The sequence below is a fragment of the Brucella lupini genome, assembly GCF_002252535.1.
Taxonomy (GTDB): Bacteria; Pseudomonadota; Alphaproteobacteria; order Rhizobiales; family Rhizobiaceae; genus Brucella; species Brucella anthropi.
This window is the reverse complement of sequence record NZ_NNRN01000057.1, coordinates 1-20,793: the sequence shown is the minus strand read 5'-3', so window position 1 is coordinate 20,793 and position 20,793 is coordinate 1. Positions and strand designations below refer to the sequence as shown.

The window sequence follows — 20,793 nt, the reverse complement described above, 5'->3', positions numbered from 1 at the left end:
ACCACTTGGTTACGCATCGTCGGGTTCTGATTGCTAGCCGGAGCCGGTTTGAAAGGCATTGGCGAAGCTGATTCCATTCTACAAGGAAAACCTCTGAGCATGACCAAACGGCCGCCACGCATAGTGGCGGCAGCCTTGCAATTGCAAACGAGCAGCGGTTCGGGATGCATATCTGCGTCAGCAGATCGTAAACGACTGCCGCTGGACAAGCGTGAATCCGCTACCTCCTCCATCTGGGATAGCTGTCTGAACCTAACTGATGGTCGAAACCTCTTTGACAAGCCAGTCGCGGAAGAGCTGCAACGCCGGGTTGGAGGCAATGTTTTCGTGGCTGCATATAAATTTGTAGGATTCCTTGGGCTTGAAATATCGCTCGGACACGATGCAGAGGCTTCCGCGCTGCACGTCGTTTTCGACCAGAGGCCGATGAGAAAAACCAATGCCCTGTCCGGAACGAGCAGCCGCCAACAATGTGTGTTGGTCGTCAAAAAAGAGGTTTGAATTGGCGGTTAGATCATCAAATCCGTGGTGGGATATCCATCTTTTCCAGTCGTTTACGTCCCGATAATGCAAGCGAGGAATGTCAGGGTTCACGAGAAGATCTTCTGGATTTGTCACATTGGCCAGAAGTGAGGGGCTGCAGACAGGCACCAGTTTTTCTTTTAGAAGTTCGATGTTGTACATGCCTGCAGGCGGATGCAGACAATACTTTATCTGTGCGTCTTCTCTATCCTGAGCGATGGAATCTATATCGAGATTATTCAGGTGAAGCTGGATGCCTGGATTTTGCTTCAAGAAGCCAGCAATCCTGCTTGCGATCACTTCCATTGCGAAAAAAGGACCGGCGCGAACCCGGAGAATTTGGGTCTTGTTGTCCTGTCCGATCAGCGTCGTAACCGCGCCGATTTCATCAAATGCCCGAGCACAAACCTCCAGCAGCAGCGCACCTTCTGCGGTAACGGATACACCGCGCGAGCCGCGAATAAGCAACTGACAACCCAAAGCCTGTTCCAGAAGCTTGACTTGATGGCTCACAGCACCCTGACTGACTGCAAGCTCTTCTGCGGCGGCAGTGAAGCTTTGACAATGCGAAACGGCTTCAAAAGCCCTTAAGGCTCTCAAGCTTGGGAGTTTTCGCCGCTTCGCCCTTGACGTCATAACACTATGAATTTTTCTAATACCATTGAATAGATCTTTTGCATTGATCGACCCTCGGCACAAGCATAATCGTCAATAAACAAAAAAACGCCCCTGGGTGTTTGAGCTCTGCTGTTCCTGATCATGGATGACGGCGCGCGCAGGCGACGAACCCGGTAAGGGCATATAACAGGAGAACGAAACGTGCTTAAGCAAGCTAAAATGGGAATTATTGCCGCTCTTGTCGCTGTATGCGGTGCCCTTCCAGCCCATGCTGAGGAAATCCGCATGGGAGCCGAAGGTGCCTATGCGCCCTTCAATTATCTGGACCCGAGCGGGCAGCTCAAAGGCTTTGATATCGACGTCGGCAATGCGATCTGTGAAAAACTGAAAGCTGATTGCGTATGGAGCGCCAACGAGTGGAGCGGGATTATTCCGGCGCTTCAGTCAAAGAAGTTCGACATCATGGCTTCTTCGATGGCTATTACTGAATCGCGTATGCAGCAGGTCAGCTTCTCCGATCCGTATTACTACAACACCATGCGGTTTGTTGCTTTGAAGGAGCTTGGCCTGAAGGATGTGACACCTGAAAGTGCCAAGGGCAAGGTCATAGGCACCCAGACGGGCTCCATCGCCGTCGATGCTTTGCAGCGCTTTTTCCCGGATAATGAGGTGAAGCTCTATCCGACACTGGAAGAAGCCTTCCTGGATATCGAGAACGGCCGCATTGACCTCTTGCTGGAATCCAAATTCGCGCTCAGCGACTGGATTAAGAAGGGTGCGGATTGCTGCGAATTTGTCGGCAACGAGTTCCTTCTAGATGGAACTCTGGGTGCCGGAATGGCCTTCCGCAAGGATGACGAAGAACTGCGCATGCGCGTCAACAAGGCGCTTGCGGAGATCATCCAGGACGGTAGCTACGACAAGATCAGTGCCAAGTACTTTGATTTTGACATCAGGGAAAAGCCGAAATTCGCGAGCGAAATCTTCGCGAAGTAGTTCGCTCCACCCTCACATACAGAGTGCCTGATTTGAGACACCACATCAGATCAGGTGCTCACTGCGTGTGGCATAGTCAGGCCTCAGCCATTTCGTTTCGACCAACACAGAGTGGTCTTCGCCGACAAAAGAAAGGTCGATCCGTGTCCTATCGTGTTGCGATCATCGAACTCATCAATGAAAGTAATACCTTCACGCAAAATCGCACGAGCATCAGCGATTTTCGGGCGTCGCATTATTTCAAGGGCGATGAGATTCCAGCCAATTTCCGAGGTACAGGCTCTGAGGTCGGTGGCGCGATAAAGGTCGCGGATGAAAAGGGCTGGGCGCCTGTTTACATCACCGCAGCCCATGCGGAACCGAACGGACCGGTGCTTGAAACTGCGCGTCAGGAAATCACCGGCGAGTGCTTGCGGCGGCTGAAGGAAGCCGGACCTTTTGACGGCATATTTGTTGCCCTGCATGGTGCCATGGTGACGGAGACCGATCAGGATGGCGACAGCCAGTTCCTGCGGGAGATCCGGTCCGTGGTCGGATACGATGTTCCGATCGCCATCACCCTAGACCTTCACGCGAATATTTTTGATGAGCTGGCTGATCTGGCGCAGATCGCCGTTTCATTCCGGACTTATCCTCATATCGATATGAGTGAGGTCGGAGTTGAGGCCTGTTCGTTGCTGGATCAAGCGATGAAAGGGGAAATCGAACCTGCGCTGGCCATTGGGCGCCCACCAATGCTTCTCGGTTGTGATGATGGTCGCACGACAGATAACGGTCCGATGTGCCGCCTGCTCGAAAGTGCAGGCCGTGAGATGCAACAACCGGGAATCCTGAATGTGGCGGTCAATGCCGGGTTTACCGATGCTGATGTCTGGGCGGCCGGGCCGAGTGTGATCGTGACCTTCGATCGTAAATGCGTTAGCCGACAAACCGCTTGCGATGTCGCGGACAAGATGTGCGATGAAATCTGGGCCTATAAGGATCAGTGGTCGCAGCCGATGCCTCTCGATGGATGTATTCGGCAATTGAAGGAGGCCCGGGGTGCTGAAGGTACGATTGTCGTCGCTGATTTCTCCGACAATCCCGGTTCGGGGGCCTATAGCGATTGCACAGCGCTCATTGCGGCTATGCTTCAGGCGGGTGTGACCAATGCCGCCGCAGGCGCTCTTCTCGATCCTGAAGCGGTGGCAGAGATTGCAGCCAAGGCGATAGGCGAGACTGTTACGGTGACGATTGGCGGCAAATCCGATCCATCTGTTGGTGGCGGTCCTTTGACTGTGACAGGCCGTGTCATGTCGGTCAGCGACGGTACCTTCGTCTTTGAGGGGCCGATGTTTACAGGTTTGCCTGGAACGACCGGAAAAGCTGTGTGCCTGCGTGTGGAGGGGATCGATATTATGATCGTGTCGGAACGCATGCAGATGCTTGATCAGAACATTTTCCGTATCGTCGGCATCGAGCCGAAGGAAAAATCCGTTCTGGCGGTCAAATCAATGCAGCATTTCAAAGGGGCGTTCGGCCCGATTGCAACACAGATCATTGTTACCGATGCTGGTGGTCTGAGCTCACCGGACCTGTCGAAACGGATCTACGCTCGCCTGCGGCGTCCGGTTTTCCCCCTGGACACACTGTCGGATCAGCATCAGTAAGAGTGCTGACGAAACTATTGGACTTTTGACAGCGAACAGGGAATTTAATTCGGTCGAGGGGAACAATTAGGATGACGTTTCGTCACCATGGAACTCCTGGACCAGATTGATCATTTGTACTCACGGATGGAGTGTCCGATGCACGCAGCGCCAATCTTCGCCGGGTTAAAAATCGAGGCGGCTGAAATACGGGTCATACGTTTGCCGCTGCTCGTGCCTTTCGTGATTTCCACCGGAACAATGACCGAAAAGATCATTCCGATCCTCACCCTGCGGGCTGAAGGCCTGGAAGGTTATGCTGAAGGCGTGATGGATCCGTTGCCGGATTATCTGGAGGAGACCATCTCCGGTTCGCTCTCTTTCCTGCGCGACGTCCTGCTGCCACAAATCGTTGGGAAACGCTTCGCCGGTCCGGCGGATCTTTCCGCAATTCTTGATCCGTGGCGCGGGCACAGAATGAGCAAGGCCATGGTCGAAATGGCCGTGTGGGACCTGTGGGCGAAAGCACTGAACCTGCCATTGAGCGTTGCGCTTGGTGGCGTTCGCGATGCTATCGATGTGGGTGTCAGCCTTGGCATTGCCGATATTCCAACGACGATTGACCGGGTCGCGGCCTCGCTCGATGCCGGTTACAAGCGCGTTAAGCTGAAGATCAAGCGCGGTCATGATCTCGCAATGATTCAGGCGGTGCGCGAGCGTTTCCCGGAAGCCAAGCTGACGGTTGATGCCAATACAGACTACCGGCTTTCCGACTTGCCGCTTCTGAAAGCGATGGATGCTTTTGCACTCGATTATATCGAACAGCCGCTGGCTTTCGATGACATTACCGATCATGTCCATGTGCAGGAAAAGCTGCTGACTGCCATCTGCCTGGATGAGAGCATCCGGTCTTCGGTGGATGCGCGCAAGGCGCTTGTCGCAAGAGCTTGCCGTGTCATTAATATCAAAGTGGGTCGCGTCGGTGGACATAGTGCATCACGCGCAATTCACGATGTCTGCGCAGCCTTTGATGTGCCTGTATGGTGCGGTGGGATGCTTGAAGCAGGCATTGGTCGGGCGCACAATATTCACCTGTCCACACTGCCAAATTTCACCAAGCCGGGGGACACATCGTCCGCCAGCCGCTACTTCCCGCGCGATATTGTCAACGAGCCGCTGGAAGCCGAAAATGGACGAATGGCCGTTCCCAAGAACGGCCCGGGTATCGGTGTGACCTTGGATCATGCATTTCTCGATACGGTCACCAGCCATCGCGAGGATTTCGTCGTATGAGCGAAATATTGGTCCGTGAGCTCGCCTCTCTCGACGAGATGAAGGATTCGGAGACTGTTCAGCGGCTGGTGTGGGGAGACGACGATCCTGTCGATGCCTCAGACCTATTGCTCGCCATCCAACACGAAGGCGGCCTTGTCGCCGGAGCGTTCGATGGCGGGAAGATGATAGGCTTCATCTTTGGTTTCCCAAGTGCAACGCCGGGTGTTCAGCATTCTCACCGTCTGGCGGTTCTCCCGGAAGCAAGAGGCTTGAAACTTGGCGCGCGGATGAAGTGGTTCCAGCGCGATTGGTGCCTTGCGAGAGGCATTACGCATGTGCGCTGGACCTATGATCCGATCCGGGCGGTCAATGCCAGTCTGAACATTGCGAGCCTCGGGGCCACATCGTCCACTTATCATATCGACTATTACGGCCCTATGGTCGGCATCAATTCTGGGTTGCCTTCGGACCGGATCGTGGCTGACTGGCAATTGGACGATCTGCGTGTAGAGGCTCGATCTCGAGGCCAGAAACTTGAGTTTCCCGCAGATGCTCGACGCGTGAAAATACCGGGCGATATCGATCACCTGCTTGCAGTTGATCCGGCGGCGGCAATGAACGCAAGGTTGTCGCTTCGCGAACAGCTGCTGACTGCCTTCGACGAAGGTAAGCGTATTGTTGGCTTCGACCCGCAGGCCACGACGTATTTATTGGTTTAAAGCCGATAGCTGAAATTACAAGCAAGCCGGATGCGCTATCCATTCGTTGGTACAGCCGTTTGACCATCAATCGGTCATCTGTGCTGTCAGTCGGCGAGCACTGCTTCATGTTGTTTCAGCCGGGTTCTTCGGTTCGCTAGACCGCAGGCCTGGTTAAGCAACCGTAAATGACCTTGACCGCGTAGACAGTGATCGTTCACAAGATGACGGATCAATAGCAGCTCTCGGAGTTTCTCCAAGAGCGTCTGGCCAAGGCTAATGGAAATAATCATGCATGAAATCATCTGCCCGCATTGCAACAAGGCATTCAAGATCGATGAGACGGGCTATGCCGATATCCTGAAGCAGGTGCGTGACAGTGATTTCGAGAAGCAGCTGCATGAGCGCTTGGAGTTGGCTGATCAGGACAAGCGTAACGCTGTTGAGCTTGCACAGGCTAAAGTTGCCAATGAATTGCAGAAGACTGCCGCAGCCAAGGATTCTGAAATCCAGGAACTGAGGGCAAGACTTGAATCCGGTGAAGTCGCGCAGAAACTCGCAGTTGCTGAGGCGCTGAGTGCGGTCGAAAAACAACGCGATACTCTTTTGCATGAGCTTGAGAAAGCAAGACGGGAGCAGGAGGCTGCATCAAAACTGGCCGAGGCGAAGCTTATTGCCGAACTACAGAAAGCAGCCACCACTAAAGACGCGGAGATCCAGAGCCTGAAGGCCAGGCTCGATGCAGGGGAGCTTTCTCAGAAGCTCGCGGTCACCGAAGCCGTCAATACGGTTGAGAAAGAGCGTGACGAACTGAAGAATGGGCTTGCTCGGATCACGCTCGAAAAGCAGCTTGCCGAAACTGCACTCAGGGACAAGTACGAAACGCAGCTGAAGGATCGCAACGACGCAATCGAGCGTCTGAGGGATATGAAAGCGAAACTATCGACAAAAATGATCGGCGAGACGCTGGAACAGCACTGCTCAATCGAGTTTGACCGCATTCGTGCGACGGCTTTCCCCCGTGCGTATTTTGAGAAGGATAACGACGCGCGCAACGGTAGCAAGGGCGACTTCATCTTCCGCGACATGGACGATGCAGGTTCTGAAATCGTCTCGATCATGTTCGAGATGAAGAACGAAAATGACGAGACGGCTACCAAGAAGAAGAACGAAGATTTTTTCAAAGAATTAGACAAGGACCGGAGCGCGAAAGGCTGTGAATACGCTGTTCTGGTCTCGTTGCTTGAGCCTGAGAATGAGCTCTACAACACCGGGATCATTGACGTATCCCACCGCTATCCGAAAATGTACGTCGTCCGACCGCAGTTTTTCATCCCGATCATCACGCTGCTGCGCAATGCGGCGATGAACTCGCTCCACTACAAGAATGAGCTGGCACTGGTGAAGGCGCAAAATGTCGACATAACAAACTTCGAATCCCAGCTTGATGACTTTAAAGCCGCATTCGGGCGCAACTGGCGTCTGGCTTCAGATGGCTTTGAGGAAGCAGTCAAACGCATCGACGAGGCCATCAAGGATCTGGAGAAAACGAAGGAAGCGCTTCACAAGTCGGCCAACAACTTGCGGCTTGCAAACGACAAGGCAGAGGACCTGACGGTAAAGCGGCTCACGCGCGGTAACCCAACGATGGCTATCAAGTTTGCCGAACTCAAGCAGAACGGCATGCCCGATAATGAATGAGCAAATAAGCAGATTTTGGTGAACTCACGGCTATTCTCCCATAGCGTCAACCGATGCGTAACCACCATCCGGTGTCGGGAAAGTGGCAGAGTTATGCCGCTATGGCCGGGCGCGCTTCGGCGAGAAGTTCGATCGTTTTGAGCCGATGGCTTCCTTCGGAAACCGGGCAGTCGATGATAAACTCAGCGATGCCAAACTCACGGTGCAGGCGTTGAAGCTCAATGTGAACGTGGATGGCCGTGCCACGGATCACACGTGGCGTGCGCTCTTCAATCGTGTATTGCGTGGCGCCTGCCTGCCTTACATATTCGAGCGCTTGTTCGTGGCTGCCGACGTTGACCGGCTGCAAACCTTCGGCTGCAACACGGAAGCGCCGAATATCAACAGCAAGCCTCTCTGCCTCGGCATCGCTTTCCGCAGCGATTACGCCGACAGCTAAAATGGCAGGACGGTTTGTGATTGCCTGATAGGCGTCAACGGCTTCCTTTATGGCTGTCGGGTCACCTTGAATATGACCGGCATAGACGAAGTCCCAGTTGAGACGTGCGGCAAGCTCAGCACTTTCGACGCTCGCACCCAGCAGGAAACGTTCAGGTTTTTGTGGCGGAACCGGATAAGCGGCAAGGCCGTTCCGGTCGGCGGTATTTTCCGGGCTTTGGTCGAGAAATTTATCTAACTCAATCAGTTGCTCATTGAAGGATGGTTTCCGATCAGGGGCATAGGCGCCCTGCAAGGCACGCGTTGAAAGCGGTAGCCCTCCGGGGGCTTTTCCCACACCCAGATCGACACGTCCGGGCGCAAGTGAAGACAGGAGATTGAAATTTTCTGCGACCTTGTAGGTGCTGTAATGCTGCAGCATAACGCCGCCTGAACCAATTCGGATATGTTTGGTATGTGCCAGCAAAAAGCTGATCAACACTTCCGGTGATGAACTGGCGAGCTCTGGTGAGTTGTGATGTTCAGCCACCCAGAAGCGATGAAAACCTGCGGTTTCTGCTTTCTGCGCAAGCTTTATCGTGCGGGCCAGTGCCGTTTGAGCTGCTTCGCCGTCATGAATGGGACTTTTATCGAGAAAACTGAGCGCGTAGGGCATTTCATCCTCATCAACAATTTGATGAGGAGTAATCTATGTTTTTTGTAGAATATTAATCGAGCAACGATCTTCCAATATTTGCACGCTCATTAAACGTTCATGCCGTGCAAACGTGCAAGCAAAGAGGCACCGTTAAAGGAAGATACTGTTCGATGGCGGCTTTTTGCTCCCACTCAACAAAGTCGGGCAGCATTTGTTCAGCGGAGGCTTTCCATGGTTGATATTATTGTCCAGTCCTCTCTTTTGAATCCGGCAGCGCAGCCCCTTATCGATGGCCTGGCTCACGAATATGATCTTCGTTATGCCGATCTGGACCGATCCGGTGGCGTGCGCGCAGAAATTCTGCGTTACCCCACGGACGCATTTGCGCCGCCGCTTGGCGGATTCCTGTTGCTTCAACGCGATGGGGAAACCATTGCCGGTGGCGCCTATATGAGCCACGACGATGAAACCGTGGAGCTCAAACGTATCTGGACCGCGTCGCATTTGCGCAGGCAGGGGCTGGCGCGCCGCATTGTGCTGGCGCTCGAAGAAAGTGCGGGCAATCTGGGCTATACGCGCGCTTATCTGTCTACGGGCTTCCGCCAACCAGAAGCAACTGCGCTCTACATCGCACTCGGCTATCGTCCGCTTTTCGATACATCCGTCGATGTTCTGCAATATCGCTCACTGCCCTTTGAAAAGCACATTGGCACCAAATTGGGCCAGCAGATCTCCTCGCCACTTTATCCAGCATCTGCCTCCTTCGAAGAAGCAACTCAGCGTGTACAGGAGCGCAAGGCGGCGCAGGAAGCAAACATTCTGGCGCGGCTTCAAAGCTATCGCGAATCCGCTGCATGAGCAGGGAAACAAACCATGCCCCTTTCACACATTGGACATTTTGCCTTCCTCATTCCTGGCAGTCATCGCGAAAATGATCCCGCGCAGGGTTTAGAGGATACATTGCAGCTTTTCGAGCATGGAGAGCGGCTGGGATACGACAGTGCATGGGTGCGGCAGCGCCATCTGGAGCGCGGTATTTCATCCGCCGCCACCTTTCTCGCAGCAGCTTCGCAGCGGACAAAACGGATCGGTCTTGGCACCGCGGTTATTCAGCTTGGCTATGAAAATCCGTTTCGTCTGGCTGAGGATCTGGCGACGGTCGATCTGCTTTCGAATGGCAGGCTGAATGTTGGTGTTTCAGTCGGCGAACCGCCCTTCGCTCATCTGATCGCGGACTTTGTCGATGCCGTTCCAATTGCAGATTACAGTCACTCACGGGCTGAAAAACTGGCGCGTGCCCTACGTTCAGAGCCACTGTCCGGCAAGACGGAGGCAGGCAATGCCGCTGGTGCCCAAATCCCGCGTTTGAGACCGTTTGCGGAAGGGCTGACCGAACGCCTGTGGTATGGCGGGGGTTCGCAAAATTCTGCCAAATGGGCGGGACAAGCCGGCTTTAATCTTTTGACTGGAAATATTGTCAGCGGTGAAAACACCGACAGTTTTCTGACTGCGCAGAAAGCATTGATTGAACGTTTCCGTCAGGAATGGGCGCATGAACGTGCGCCGCGCGTCGCACTTGGGCGTGTGATATTGCCAACAGATGGCGCCAGCCCGGACGCGCGTCGTCGTTATGCGGAATTTGCGGCTGAACGTGATAAGCGGACGGGGCTTTCTCATGGTCCACGCCGCACGCTGTTCTTGCCTGATATTGTCGGGACGACGGAAGAAATTCTCGAAAAGCTGGCAGTCGACCCGGTTCTGCCGCTTGTGTCTGAATTCCGCCTGGAGCTGCCCTATGAATTTCACGCAGAGGATTATGCACAAATCCTCACGGACTTTGGGCGGCTGCTTCCCGCATCTGGCACAAGGAAACCGGAACTCAGTGTCGTTCGGGCAGGTTAGCCCTCCGATCAATTCACTTACGATTGGAATAAAGTCATGAAACAAATCTCAAGATCTGTTTCTGAGTATGTTTCGAGATGATTCTAATGAACCAACATTGTAAGTAATTTGGGTCTTTCAGCGTAACTGCTGCGAGCATTAATCAGTGGCACATAGTGACACCGCCGCACATCTACTTCCGTTTTAGAGGCGGGTTCTAATTTTCTACAAAATCAGTCGATTATAGAAATGGCATTCTCGGCCAATTTGCCGAGCGCTGCTACCGTATGGCAGATTGATAAATCTGGAGCAATAAACAGAGATGGGATCAACGGTAACATATCTCCGCGAGAATATTCCGCAATATGTTGAAGAGCCTGAAGATATCGAGGTTTCTCCTGGCGAACTTAAAGCAGCCATGAGACAGCTTGCAGGTGGCGTGAGTGTTGTCACGGCGGGTTTCGATGAAGGGCGCACCGGGGCGACTGTGACGTCAGCCACAGCGCTTTCGGTTGAGCCGCCAACGATTATCGTAAATATCAATCGTGGTTCATCGGTCTGGTCGGCGATTAGTCGCCATAACCATTTCTGCGTGAATGTGCTGTCCTCCGGCCATCAGTCCATTGCCGATCGTTTTGCTGGCAAGGGTGGCATCAAGGGTGTTGAACGTTACGCGGATGCTGAATGGTATGCACTAGAAAGCGGTGCGCTGGCACTTGCTGGCGCATTGGCTTCCGTTGATTGCGCCGTGGAAGACGTGATCGAACGCCATACACATGCAATCGTGATCGGTCGCGTTCTGAAAATCGTTACGGGTTCCGGTGAACCGCTTCTGTATCACAATGGCGGCTATCGCCTTCTGGACGCTATATCAGGCGCTTAACTGCGCCCAAGCGGGCGCAGAGCGGTCGTCTTCCAACCCACCGTTGCGGGTAAACTGTTCCAGCGTCATCCTATCGAGAACGCCTGCTATTGCTTCGCGCACCAGCAGCATGGATCGACGTACTTGACAGGCGCGATGATCCACGCAGTCGTTGCACGGCTCGTACGCTGTGCGGCTGGCGCAACGGATTGGTGCCAGTGGTCCGTCGAGAACACGGACGACCTGACCAATGGTAATTTCCGACGCAGGCTTGGAAAGGCTATAACCGCCACCGGGACCTTTCTTCGACCGTAGAATGCCGTCATTGCGCAATTCCAGCAGGATTGCGTCGAGAAATTTCTTGGAGATATTGTTCTGGGTGGCAATATCGGCGACGAACGCACTTTCTCCCGGTTCAAGTGCGGCGAGATGAGCCAGAGCCTTCAGACCGTATTTGCCCTTCTTCGTAAGCATAACCACTCCGCCGATGTTTCGCCGGAATGCTTTTGCATGAAATCGAGAGAATTAATAGCTTACGGTGGCTGGCCGAGTGTCGCAGTATAGTGGCTGTTTTAACCGATTTCGCGCGATGCGGTCGGTGTATGATAATAAAGCGGGAAAATTAGACCGTAGGGAATGGTCACGATATCGGCCATCTGATCGTCGGTCGGGCGATCGTCATTCATATCCTCGGAGTCCCGGCAATCGGCTTGGATGTCGGCTTCCGACAATACGAAGATAATCGCGCTCCAAAGCAGAAACGGGAGCAGGGCGATGATGATATAGGTATAGCTCGTATCCATGTTTGAATGGTGGGCCACCAAACATTCTTCCTCAAGGAACAGACGTCTCAAAATCCACCTCTTTTCAGTCAGATTTTTCTTTTGAGCTTGTCACTGACAAGAATGAATGACGTCATAACCACGCTATCTAATTGACTCTATGGCATATTCTGTATTGTGCCGTTTTAAGCTGCATTGCAATTTTAAAGTATATAAAAATTATAGAATTACTTTTCTTATCGGCAGGCCAAGGGGTGCTTACGCTGCTCCCCATGGAAAACGTCTAGCTGCTCGGTGCGAATGCAGCACGACCGGAAACTGCAAGATGGACGCATGGCGTCGAACTCTTCCTTGGAGAAAAGACATGAGTGAACGAAAACAAATCACGTTTGGCGTCATGCTGCAGGGGGCTGGCGGCCATATGAACGCATGGAAGCATCCAAGTGGACCCGTCGATGCAAGCACCAATTTCGAGTTCTTCGTCAATGCCGCGCGTAAGGCAGAGGCGGCGGGGATCGCCTTTGCCTTTGTTGCTGACGGACTTTACGTCAATGAACAGTCGATACCGCATTTCCTCAATCGCTTCGAACCGATCTCGATCCTTTCGGCACTCGCTGCTTCCACCTCAAAAATTGGTTTGGTAGGTACGGTATCGACGTCCTACAGCGACCCCTTCACCATCGCGCGCCAGTTCGCTTCGCTGGATCTTATTTCTGGCGGACGCGCCGGATGGAATGCTGTCACCTCCCCACTCGAAGGGTCAGGCCGTAATTACGGGCGCCCGCATCCGGAACACGAACTACGCTATGAAATCGCGGACGAATATCTCGACGTCATCAAAGGACTCTGGGATTCCTGGGATGACAATGCCTTCGTCCGCGATCGCGAAAACGGCGTCTATGTCGATAAAAACAAGCTACGTCGCATTAATCACAAAGGGCGCTTTTTCAATGTCGAAGGACCGCTAAATATCAGCCGTTCCAGACAGGGGCAGCCAGTGGTGTTTCAGGCCGGATCGTCGGATTCGGGCATCCGGCTTGCCGGTAAACATGCCGATGCAGTGTTCACGAACGGTGCCAAGATTGAGGACGTGCGATCTTTCTACAGACAGGTCAAACAAAGTGCCGTTGCGCAGGGGCGCAGTTCTTCCGATGTAGGAATTTTCCCGGGTATTGGCCCGATTGTCGGGCGGACGCAGGAGGAAGCCGACGCGAAGTATCAGGCGATCCGTAATCTGGTGTCGGTCGAAGAGGCGCTGCTTTATCTCGGTCGCTTCTTCGATCATCACGATTTCAGCATCTATCCGCTCGACGAGCCTTTCCCTGAACTCGGCGAAATCGGCAAGAACAGTTTCCGCGCCACGACAGACCGCATCAAGAAAACGGCAAGGGAAACCGGCGCCACATTACGCGAGATCGCACTCGACGTCGCGACACCACGCACTGCCTTTATTGGAACGGCGGAGGCCATTGCCAATGAACTCATCGATTGGGTGGAAAGCGAAGCCGCCGATGGTTTCATTCTCGGCTTTCCCGTCATTGCGGAAGGTCTCGATGATTTCATCCAATATGTACTGCCGATTCTGGAAGAGCGTGGCTATTTCAACCCGGAACTGAGCGGTGAAACGCTGCGCGATCATCTGGGGCTGCCGTTTCGCGAAAGCCGTTATTCGTCGGCGGTAGATCAACCGGTAAACAAGGCCGCACGGGCCTGAGGAGCCGGTTTCATGGATGTTACCTCCCGATCCCGCAACAGGCTTGATGCCGCGAGAGAAGGCATTGCCGCGCATCTCGATGAATTCATAGCGCTTCGCCATGACATTCATCAGCATCCGGAGCTTGCCTTCAACGAGCATCGCACGAGCCGCCTCATTGCTTCAAAACTCGCCTCCTGGGGCTATGACGTTACGACGGGAGTTGCGGGAACCGGCGTGGTTGCAACCTTGGTGCGGGGGGAAGGTCAGCGCCGTCTCGCGATCCGGGCAGATATGGACGCTCTACCGATAGAAGAGGCAACGGGACTTCCCTATGCCAGCCGAAACAAAGGTGTGATGCACGCTTGCGGTCATGACGGGCACACGACGATCCTGCTTACGGCTGCGCGATATCTGGCCGAGGCGGGGAATTTCAGCGGTACGCTCGATCTTGTTTTCCAACCGGCAGAAGAAATCGGTGCCGGAGCACGCAAGATGATAAGCGAAGGGCTTTTCGAGCAGTTTCCCGCCGATGCGGTGTTCGGATTGCACAACTGGCCGGGTGTCACTGCAGGACGTTTCGGCTTTGTCGCGGGACCGGCTATGGCATCTGTAGACAAGGCTGTCATCAGGATCGTCGGCAAGGGTGGTCACGGGGCTGAACCGCACAATGCCGTCGACCCTATCGTCGCCGCTGCGTCTCTCATTACCGCCTTGCAGAGCATCGTTTCGCGCAATGTCGATCCACGTGAAATGGCGGTTGTCACGGTCGGTTCCATTCATGGCGGTGAAGCTTCGAACGTCATTCCTGGTTCGGTGGAACTGCAACTGACGATCCGTTCCTACAGCGAAGAGGTGCGGCGCGGATTGCAGATACGCATCCCGGCGCTTGCTCGCGCTCAGGCTGAAAGTTTTGGTGCCGTTGCGGAAGTCGACTATAGGTTGGGCTTTCCTTCTGTCATCAATCCGGTTGAGGAAACCGCATTCGCCCGCAAGGTTGCAGTCGACGCCTTCGGCGATGGTGCCCTAGACAGCGCATTTGCGCCACGCACTGCCAGCGAGGATTTTGCTTTCATGCTGCAGGCAAAGCCCGGCAGCTATCTCTTCGTCGGTAACGGCGATAGCGCGCCACTGCACAGCGCCGAATACAACTTCAACGATCAGATCATCGCGCCAGCTGCCCTCTATTGGGTGCAGCTTGCCGAAGCCTTTCTCAACGAAAACAGATGGTGATGATGATGAGCGATATCTTTCTGTACACCAGTTCTCTTGATCCACGTGCGAAGCCGCTCATCGATGAGCTTCTGTATGAATATGACAGTCGTTACGGCACATATTTCAACGCGGAAGGTGCGGCGGCAGAAATGAACCGCTATCCGCCCGAGGCGTTTGCGCCACCCAGCGGTAATTTTGTGCTGTTGATCCGGGACGGTGAAACCATCGGCGGCGGTGCCTTTAAGGCTTTTGATGCGCGTACTGCGGAGTTCAAGCGCATCTGGACGCGGTCGGATCTGCGGCGACAGGGGCTGGCGCGCAAGCTTCTCGTGGAACTGGAAGAACAGGCGGCAAGACAGGGCTATTCCCGCATCTATCTGACGACCGGCTTCCGCCAGCCTGAAGCCGTCGGTCTCTATCTCCACAACGGCTATACGGCGCTTTTCGACACAGGTGCGGATCCTGAAATTTACAAGACGCTGCCTTTTGAAAAGGAGATCGGCCATCTGGCCGCTCCGCTTGGGCGCGGCAACGATCATCACATCACGGACCGACAACATATCGCCAGCCAGTGAACATCATCACAGAGCTGAAGGCCAAGGAATGACCAGATGGCAGTAACGACAGAATTCTCAAACGTGCAGATTGCAATCCGCCCCGTGGAGCGCAAGCAGGACTATTCGCGCTACAGGATCGTTCCGGCAAAGCATCCAGCACGCTTTGTGGGTAGTGTGTTCGCGGCCCTCGTGATCGGGCTTGTGCTCTATTCGATCTTTACTAATCCGCAGTGGGGCTGGAACGTTTTTGCTGAATGGTTCTTTGCCGAACCGGTGCTCGTTGGCCTCGGGCGGACGCTGCTGCTGACAGCACTCGCGGCTGTATCAGGTTCTATTCTCGGCACGCTGCTGGCCTTAGCCCGTGTATCGAGGTCGCCGCTGCTTTCAGGCCTTTCCTGGGGTTATATATGGTTGTTGCGTTCCATACCGCTGATCGTATTGCTGCTTATCCTGAACAATCTCGGTTACCTCTATGCGAACATCACGCTGAGTGTGCCTTTCACAGATCGCGTATTGTTCGATTACCCGACGGTACAATTGCTGACACCGTTTGCAGCTGCCTTTCTCGGCCTGACCCTCAACCAGTCAGCCTTCTTCGCCGAAATCGTACGCGGCGGCATTCTCTCCGTCGATCAGGGTCAACATGAAGCTGCTGCCGCGCTTGGCCTGCCGCGCAACCGTCAAGCCTTGCGAATTGTTCTGCCACAGGCCATGCGTTCCATCCTTCCGACGGGTTTCAACGAGATCATCGGTCTCGCCAAGGGCACTTCCATGGTCTACGTGCTCGCCTTGCCGGAGCTGTTCTACACAGTTCAGGTGATCTACCGGCGCAATCTGGAAGTCATTCCGCTGCTGATGGTCGCGACGGTCTGGTATCTGGTCATCATGACCGTGCTTTCGGTGGCACAGTATTATATCGAGCGATATTTCGCCAAGGGCGCGGTTCGCAATCCGGTTCCCCTGCCATTCCAGGCATTCTTCAATCGCTACAAGCGCTCCTTGCCGCTGACCTCGGAGTTGTCGGGACAAGTGCATAAGACGGTTCCGGTCGCGGGTTTCCGCGATGTCGGCACAGTGTCTGCGGGCGCACCTATTCATATCCACGATATTTCCAAGCGCTTCGGCACGAACACGGTGCTGAACCATGTGGAACTGTCCCTTCCGGCAGGCAGTGTGACGGCAATTCTCGGCCCGTCCGGCTCCGGTAAGTCCACGCTGCTGCGCTCGATCAATCATCTGGAGCGTGTGGATGCAGGCTTCATTTCCGTTGATGGCGCGCTGGTCGGTTATCGTCAGGACGGAGACACGCTCTATGAGTTGAAGGAAAAGGACATTCTCAAACGCCGTGCCGATATCGCGATGGTGTTCCAGAACTTCAATCTCTTTCCGCACATGACGGTTCTTGAAAACATCATCGAAGCGCCGATCCAGGTACGCGGTCTTGCGCGGGATGCAGCGGTCCGATTGGCGCTCGATCTGCTCGCCCGTGTCGGCCTCCGTGACAAGGTTGAAGCCTATCCGCGTCAATTGTCCGGAGGGCAGCAGCAGCGCGTGGCGATAGCGCGGGCATTGGCGCTTCGTCCGAAGGTCATCCTGTTCGACGAACCGACTTCGGCGCTTGATCCGGAACTGGTCGGTGAGGTGCTCGACGTCATCAAGGAACTTGCCCGTACTGGCACCACCCTTGTGATCGTCACTCACGAGACCGGCTTTGCGCGTGAAGTTGCCGACACGGTTGTCTTTATGGAAGCCGGGCAGATCGTAGAGGCCGGTCCGCCATCCCGCATTTTCAACGACGCGCAGCATCCGCGCACACGTGAATTTCTGGCCAAGGTTCTTTGAACCGGTGCTGGAAGAACCGACACAACAAGGAGACGGGAAATGACATTTATCAGAAAAGCGAGCTACTGGACCGCCGGAGTTATCGCTATTGGGTTGCTTGGTTCCGGTGCCGCACGCAGCGAGGGGAAATTCGATCTCAGCCCGGAACAGCCGAACCGGCTGCGCGTCGAGAAGATCGCCAAGCGTGTCGAGGAGATCAAGGACTTCAAGTTCGTCAAGGACGGCGTTCTGACTATCGGCATCAGCACCAGCGGACATCTGCCACTGCATGACTATGCGTCGGATTCCAAGACCGTCATCGGTTACGACGTCGATCTGGCGCAGATCATCGCCGATAGTCTGGGCCTCCAGCTGGAATTGGTTTCTGTCGCATGGGCTGACTGGCCGCTGGGGCTTTCCTCTGGCAAGTTCGATGCAGTGATTTCGAATGTGACGGTGACGGAAGAACGTAAGGAGAAATTCGATTTCTCCACCTATCGCAAGGATGAGCTTGGCTTCTATGTGAAATCCGACAGCGAGATCGGCGAGATCAAGTCTCCGAAAGATATTGCCGGTCTCAAGGTCATCACAGATGCGGGCACCAATCAGGAAAAAATCCTGCTGGAATGGGACCGCCAGAACGTAGCTGCCGGTCTGAAAGCCGTTGAGGTGCAGTATTACGATGATGATGCGGTCAAGGATCTCGCCGTCCAGAGCGGACGCGCCGACGCCGTTTTCAGCGTGAATGCGACGCAAGCTTACTCTGCAGGCATTAACGGCAAGACGAAGCTGGTCGGCACTGTGAGCGGGGGCTGGCCGATTACGGCTGAAATTGCCGTCACGACGCGCAAGGGAAGTGGCCTTGCCCAGCCGCTGACCGATGTCCTGAATGATTTGATCGCAAGCGGGGCATATCAGAAGGTTCTGGAAACCTGGAATCTTGGACCGGAAGCAATCACCGAAGCCAAAACCAACCCGCAGGGACTGCCGAAGAGCGGCTCGTGAGTTGAAAGGCGAGGGGCGGGTTGGTTTGAGGGGACGCGAACTGACCCGCATATTTCTGAGATATTGGAGAAAATTTACATGAGAGCAGGAGCTCTGTTGATCGCGGCCTTTGCATGGGTAACATTTCCGGTTCTGACGGCAGTGGCAGGGGACGGTTTCGACCTTTCTCCGGAGCAACCGGGTCGTATTCATACGAAGAAAAATGAGACGGCTGCCACAGCCATTCCCTCTGACTTCAAATTCGTTGCGCCGGGTAAATTTACCGTGGCCGTGGCTCCCGGTGGCCCGCCTCTGGCGACTTATGCCACTGATGCGCGAACGGTCGTCGGCGCCGATCCGGAATATGCTTCTGCGATCGCTGAAAGTCTGGGCCTGCAGCTGGAGCTCGTTCCGGTGGAGTGGATCGACTGGCCGCTGGGGCTGGCTTCCGGCAAGTATGATGCCGTCATTTCAAACGTTGGCGTGACCGAGGAACGCAAGGAAAAATTCGACTTTTCGACTTATCGGCAGGGTCTGCACGGGTTCTTCGTCAAGTCGGACAGTCCGGTCACCTCTATTAAGGAACCGAAGGATGCTGCGGGTTTGCGCATCATTGTAGGTGCGGGGACAAATCAGGAGCGCATTCTCGTCAAATGGAGCGAGGAAAACGTTGCCGCCGGTCTGAAACCGATTGAATTGCAATATTACGACGATGAAGCCGCAAGCCTGCTTGCGCTCCGGTCAGGACGGGCCGACGTGATTGTGCAGCCACATGCGCAGCTCGTTTTCATTGCAGCGCGTGACAAGAATATCAAGCGGGTCGGAACATTGAGCGCAGGTTGGCCGGATCGTTCCGATGTCGCGATCACAACCCGCAAGGGGAGCGGTCTGGCCGATGCACTGACGGTAGCTACCAATGGTCTGATCGAGGATGGAACCTATGCCAGAATTCTCGAGCGCTGGCAGCTGGAGGAAGAAGCGCTGCCCCGCTCCGAAACAAACCCGCCGGGACTGCCGAAGTTCAACTGAGCCGGACATTATTTCCCCGCAACTGAAGGATCGAAGGTGCCAAAAACTATCGAATATTTCTTCTCCATCGGATCGCCGTGGTCATATCTCGGGCTGGATACGCTGGAGGAGCTGTCCTCAAGACATCTGGTTGAAATCAAGCCTCATCTGGCGACTGTCATCGAGGAGAATGGCGGAATATTCGCCAGAAACCGTCCCGATGCGCGTCGTGCCTATGGCACGCGTGATCTGAAACGATGGGCGAAGTTTCGTGGTAAACCTTTGCTGGTGGAAAATCGCCCGGCACTCGGCGACCCGACGTCTGCTTCCTTTTTGGTGATCGCCGCCTATCTTGACGGCGAGAACTGGTTGCAGCTGGCGCGGGCGCTGCAACATGCCTTTTGGGAAGAAGCGAAGGATATAGGGCAACCGAATGTCCGCCGCGCGGTGGCTGACGCCGCAGGCTTCAACGGGGCCTATCTCCTGTCACGGGAGCAGGACGAGGACGTCCTGCGAAAATGGCGAAATGATCGCGAGATTGCCGTCGAAAAGGGCGTGTTCGGATTTCCAACCTACATCTATGAAGATGAAGTTTATTGGGGACAGGACAATCTGGGCTTCCTGTCGAGCCATCTGCGCGGCGAGATACCTTAGGTGCGTGGCAGGATTCTAGAAAGCCGCGTTCGGATGCTTTGCCCGGCTTGGTGTCGGCGAGCCTTTAACACTTTGGATTTCTGTTTGTCGTGTTGTTGGGTGATTTCTTATTGTATTTGTTCCAAATCAATGAACTCTCTGTCTGATCGGATAATTTCCAACCGAAAGACATGCTCGCAAATAATAGCAGAGCAAATGCAGGTTGGACGTGAAAATAGCATTATTGGGCCGTGTGGTCGCTCCAGCTTTCCGACTGCCGGAACAGGGTTTTCCAAGTGTCAGTCAGCCATTTTCATTTTTACTAGAAGCCGCCAGGGTCGTCGCGTTGGCGGCGATGGTTCTGGCGCTCTGCTGGCAGACCACAGCATCCGCTGCTGATCTGGAAAAATACCTTCCGAAGGTTGAGGCAGGCGCTCTCTTCAAAGAGGCCGATGCTATCGGCAAGCCGCAGGGCGAGCCGCCAATCGCACCACTGATGAAGCGGGGCGAGGTGATCGGTTATGCTTATTTGAATTCTGACTTCACCAGTTCCATCGGTTATTCCGGCAAACCCATCCATATCGTCGTCGGCATTGATACCAAAGGCGTCATACGCGGCATAAAACTGGTCGACCACAAAGAGCCGATCGTGCTGATCGGCATTCCCGAAGCCAAGGTTGTGGCTGCGCTGAACTCGCTGGTCGACAGTGACATGAGTGCTGTCGCGGCTGGCCAGAACAAGCCTCCGCAGGTGGAAATCGTCAGCGGTGCCACGGTTACCGTGCTCGTCATGGGAGACAGTGTCGTTCGCTCGGCCGTTGGGCTTGTCCGCAGCGGGCGTCTT

General features: G+C 54.6%; 20 protein-coding genes. 16 read left to right on the top strand and 4 right to left on the bottom strand.

The features are described from left to right. Positions 1-252: 252 nt before the first annotated feature. On the bottom strand, positions 253-1,122 hold the full coding sequence (locus CES86_RS21705; protein WP_235819990.1) for a LysR family transcriptional regulator: 870 nt from the start codon (positions 1,120-1,122) through the stop codon (positions 253-255). A 219-nt stretch (positions 1,123-1,341) separates the two neighbouring features. On the opposite strand from CES86_RS21705, the gene CES86_RS21700 reads away from it, so the two are divergent. The 5 genes from CES86_RS21700 to CES86_RS21680 all read left to right on the top strand — a co-directional run bounded on the left by CES86_RS21700 (position 1,342) and on the right by CES86_RS21680 (position 7,438). Then, on the top strand, positions 1,342-2,136 hold the full coding sequence (locus tag CES86_RS21700; RefSeq protein WP_012093648.1) for an ABC transporter substrate-binding protein: 795 nt from the start codon (positions 1,342-1,344) through the stop codon (positions 2,134-2,136). Between the two features lie 143 nt (positions 2,137-2,279). After that, entirely contained in the window at positions 2,280-3,785 is a 1,506-nt protein-coding gene (locus tag CES86_RS21695; RefSeq protein WP_094515425.1) for a M81 family metallopeptidase, read from the top strand. 138 nt (positions 3,786-3,923) lie between these two features. Then, complete coding sequence (menC, locus tag CES86_RS21690) at positions 3,924-5,057, top strand: o-succinylbenzoate synthase (protein ID WP_094515424.1); 1,134 nt, start codon at positions 3,924-3,926, stop codon at positions 5,055-5,057. After that, the gene (locus tag CES86_RS21685; RefSeq protein WP_012093645.1) at positions 5,054-5,758 is read left to right on the top strand and encodes a GNAT family N-acetyltransferase; all 705 of its coding nucleotides are present in this window, start codon (positions 5,054-5,056) and stop codon (positions 5,756-5,758) included. Before menC ends, CES86_RS21685 begins: the two co-directional genes overlap by 4 nt. Before the next feature lie 270 nt (positions 5,759-6,028). Next, positions 6,029-7,438, top strand: coding sequence for a DUF2130 domain-containing protein (locus CES86_RS21680; protein ID WP_094515423.1), 1,410 nt, complete (start codon positions 6,029-6,031; stop codon positions 7,436-7,438). Between the two features lie 91 nt (positions 7,439-7,529). Here CES86_RS21680 and CES86_RS21675 read toward each other — a convergent pair whose 3' ends face one another. Further along, a complete protein-coding gene (locus CES86_RS21675; RefSeq protein WP_094515422.1) occupies positions 7,530-8,531 on the bottom strand; it encodes an LLM class flavin-dependent oxidoreductase in 1,002 nt (333 codons plus the stop codon). A 213-nt stretch (positions 8,532-8,744) separates the two neighbouring features. On the opposite strand from CES86_RS21675, the gene CES86_RS21670 reads away from it, so the two are divergent. From CES86_RS21670 to CES86_RS21660, 3 genes are all read left to right on the top strand, one after another. Next, a complete protein-coding gene (locus CES86_RS21670; protein WP_094515421.1) occupies positions 8,745-9,371 on the top strand; it encodes a GNAT family N-acetyltransferase in 627 nt (208 codons plus the stop codon). A gap of 15 nt (positions 9,372-9,386) precedes the next feature. Beyond that, the gene (locus CES86_RS21665; protein ID WP_012093641.1) at positions 9,387-10,415 is read left to right on the top strand and encodes an LLM class flavin-dependent oxidoreductase; all 1,029 of its coding nucleotides are present in this window, start codon (positions 9,387-9,389) and stop codon (positions 10,413-10,415) included. A 301-nt stretch (positions 10,416-10,716) separates the two neighbouring features. Then, positions 10,717-11,277, top strand: a complete 561-nt coding sequence (locus CES86_RS21660) for a flavin reductase family protein (RefSeq protein WP_094515420.1) — start codon at positions 10,717-10,719, stop codon at positions 11,275-11,277. On the opposite strand, the gene CES86_RS21655 is transcribed toward CES86_RS21660, so the two are convergent. Both CES86_RS21655 and CES86_RS21650 read right to left on the bottom strand, forming a co-directional pair. Beyond that, positions 11,266-11,730: an RrF2 family transcriptional regulator gene (locus CES86_RS21655; protein WP_012093639.1), complete on the bottom strand. Its 465-nt coding sequence runs from the start codon at positions 11,728-11,730 to the stop codon at positions 11,266-11,268. The genes CES86_RS21660 and CES86_RS21655 overlap by 12 nt on opposite strands. A 98-nt stretch (positions 11,731-11,828) precedes the next feature. Continuing rightward, on the bottom strand, positions 11,829-12,077 hold the full coding sequence (locus CES86_RS21650) for a hypothetical protein (RefSeq protein ID WP_010660641.1): 249 nt from the start codon (positions 12,075-12,077) through the stop codon (positions 11,829-11,831). Between the two features lie 325 nt (positions 12,078-12,402). On the opposite strand from CES86_RS21650, the gene CES86_RS21645 reads away from it, so the two are divergent. The 8 genes from CES86_RS21645 to CES86_RS21610 form a co-directional block, all read left to right on the top strand. Next, a complete protein-coding gene (locus tag CES86_RS21645) occupies positions 12,403-13,752 on the top strand; it encodes an LLM class flavin-dependent oxidoreductase (protein ID WP_094515419.1) in 1,350 nt (449 codons plus the stop codon). Between the two features lie 12 nt (positions 13,753-13,764). After that, on the top strand, positions 13,765-14,964 hold the full coding sequence (locus CES86_RS21640; RefSeq protein WP_094515418.1) for a M20 aminoacylase family protein: 1,200 nt from the start codon (positions 13,765-13,767) through the stop codon (positions 14,962-14,964). Positions 14,965-14,969: 5 nt separating this feature from the next. After that, positions 14,970-15,521 (top strand): GNAT family N-acetyltransferase, encoded by a 552-nt coding sequence (locus CES86_RS21635; protein ID WP_094515488.1) that lies wholly within the window; start codon positions 14,970-14,972, stop codon positions 15,519-15,521. A 36-nt stretch (positions 15,522-15,557) separates the two neighbouring features. Continuing rightward, positions 15,558-17,345, top strand: coding sequence for an amino acid ABC transporter permease/ATP-binding protein (locus tag CES86_RS28230; RefSeq protein ID WP_094515417.1), 1,788 nt, complete (start codon positions 15,558-15,560; stop codon positions 17,343-17,345). A gap of 39 nt (positions 17,346-17,384) precedes the next feature. Continuing rightward, a complete protein-coding gene (locus CES86_RS21625) occupies positions 17,385-18,329 on the top strand; it encodes an ABC transporter substrate-binding protein (protein ID WP_094515416.1) in 945 nt (314 codons plus the stop codon). 78 nt (positions 18,330-18,407) lie between these two features. Further along, positions 18,408-19,337, top strand: a complete 930-nt coding sequence (locus tag CES86_RS21620) for an ABC transporter substrate-binding protein (protein ID WP_094515415.1) — start codon at positions 18,408-18,410, stop codon at positions 19,335-19,337. A 36-nt stretch (positions 19,338-19,373) separates the two neighbouring features. Further along, positions 19,374-19,970 carry a 2-hydroxychromene-2-carboxylate isomerase gene (locus CES86_RS21615; protein WP_094515414.1) on the top strand — a complete coding sequence of 199 codons (597 nt, stop codon included), beginning with the start codon at positions 19,374-19,376 and terminating at the stop codon, positions 19,968-19,970. A 334-nt stretch (positions 19,971-20,304) separates the two neighbouring features. Further along, positions 20,305-20,793 (top strand): FMN-binding protein (locus CES86_RS21610; protein ID WP_143851105.1); only part of this gene is annotated, 489 nt, incomplete at its 3' end.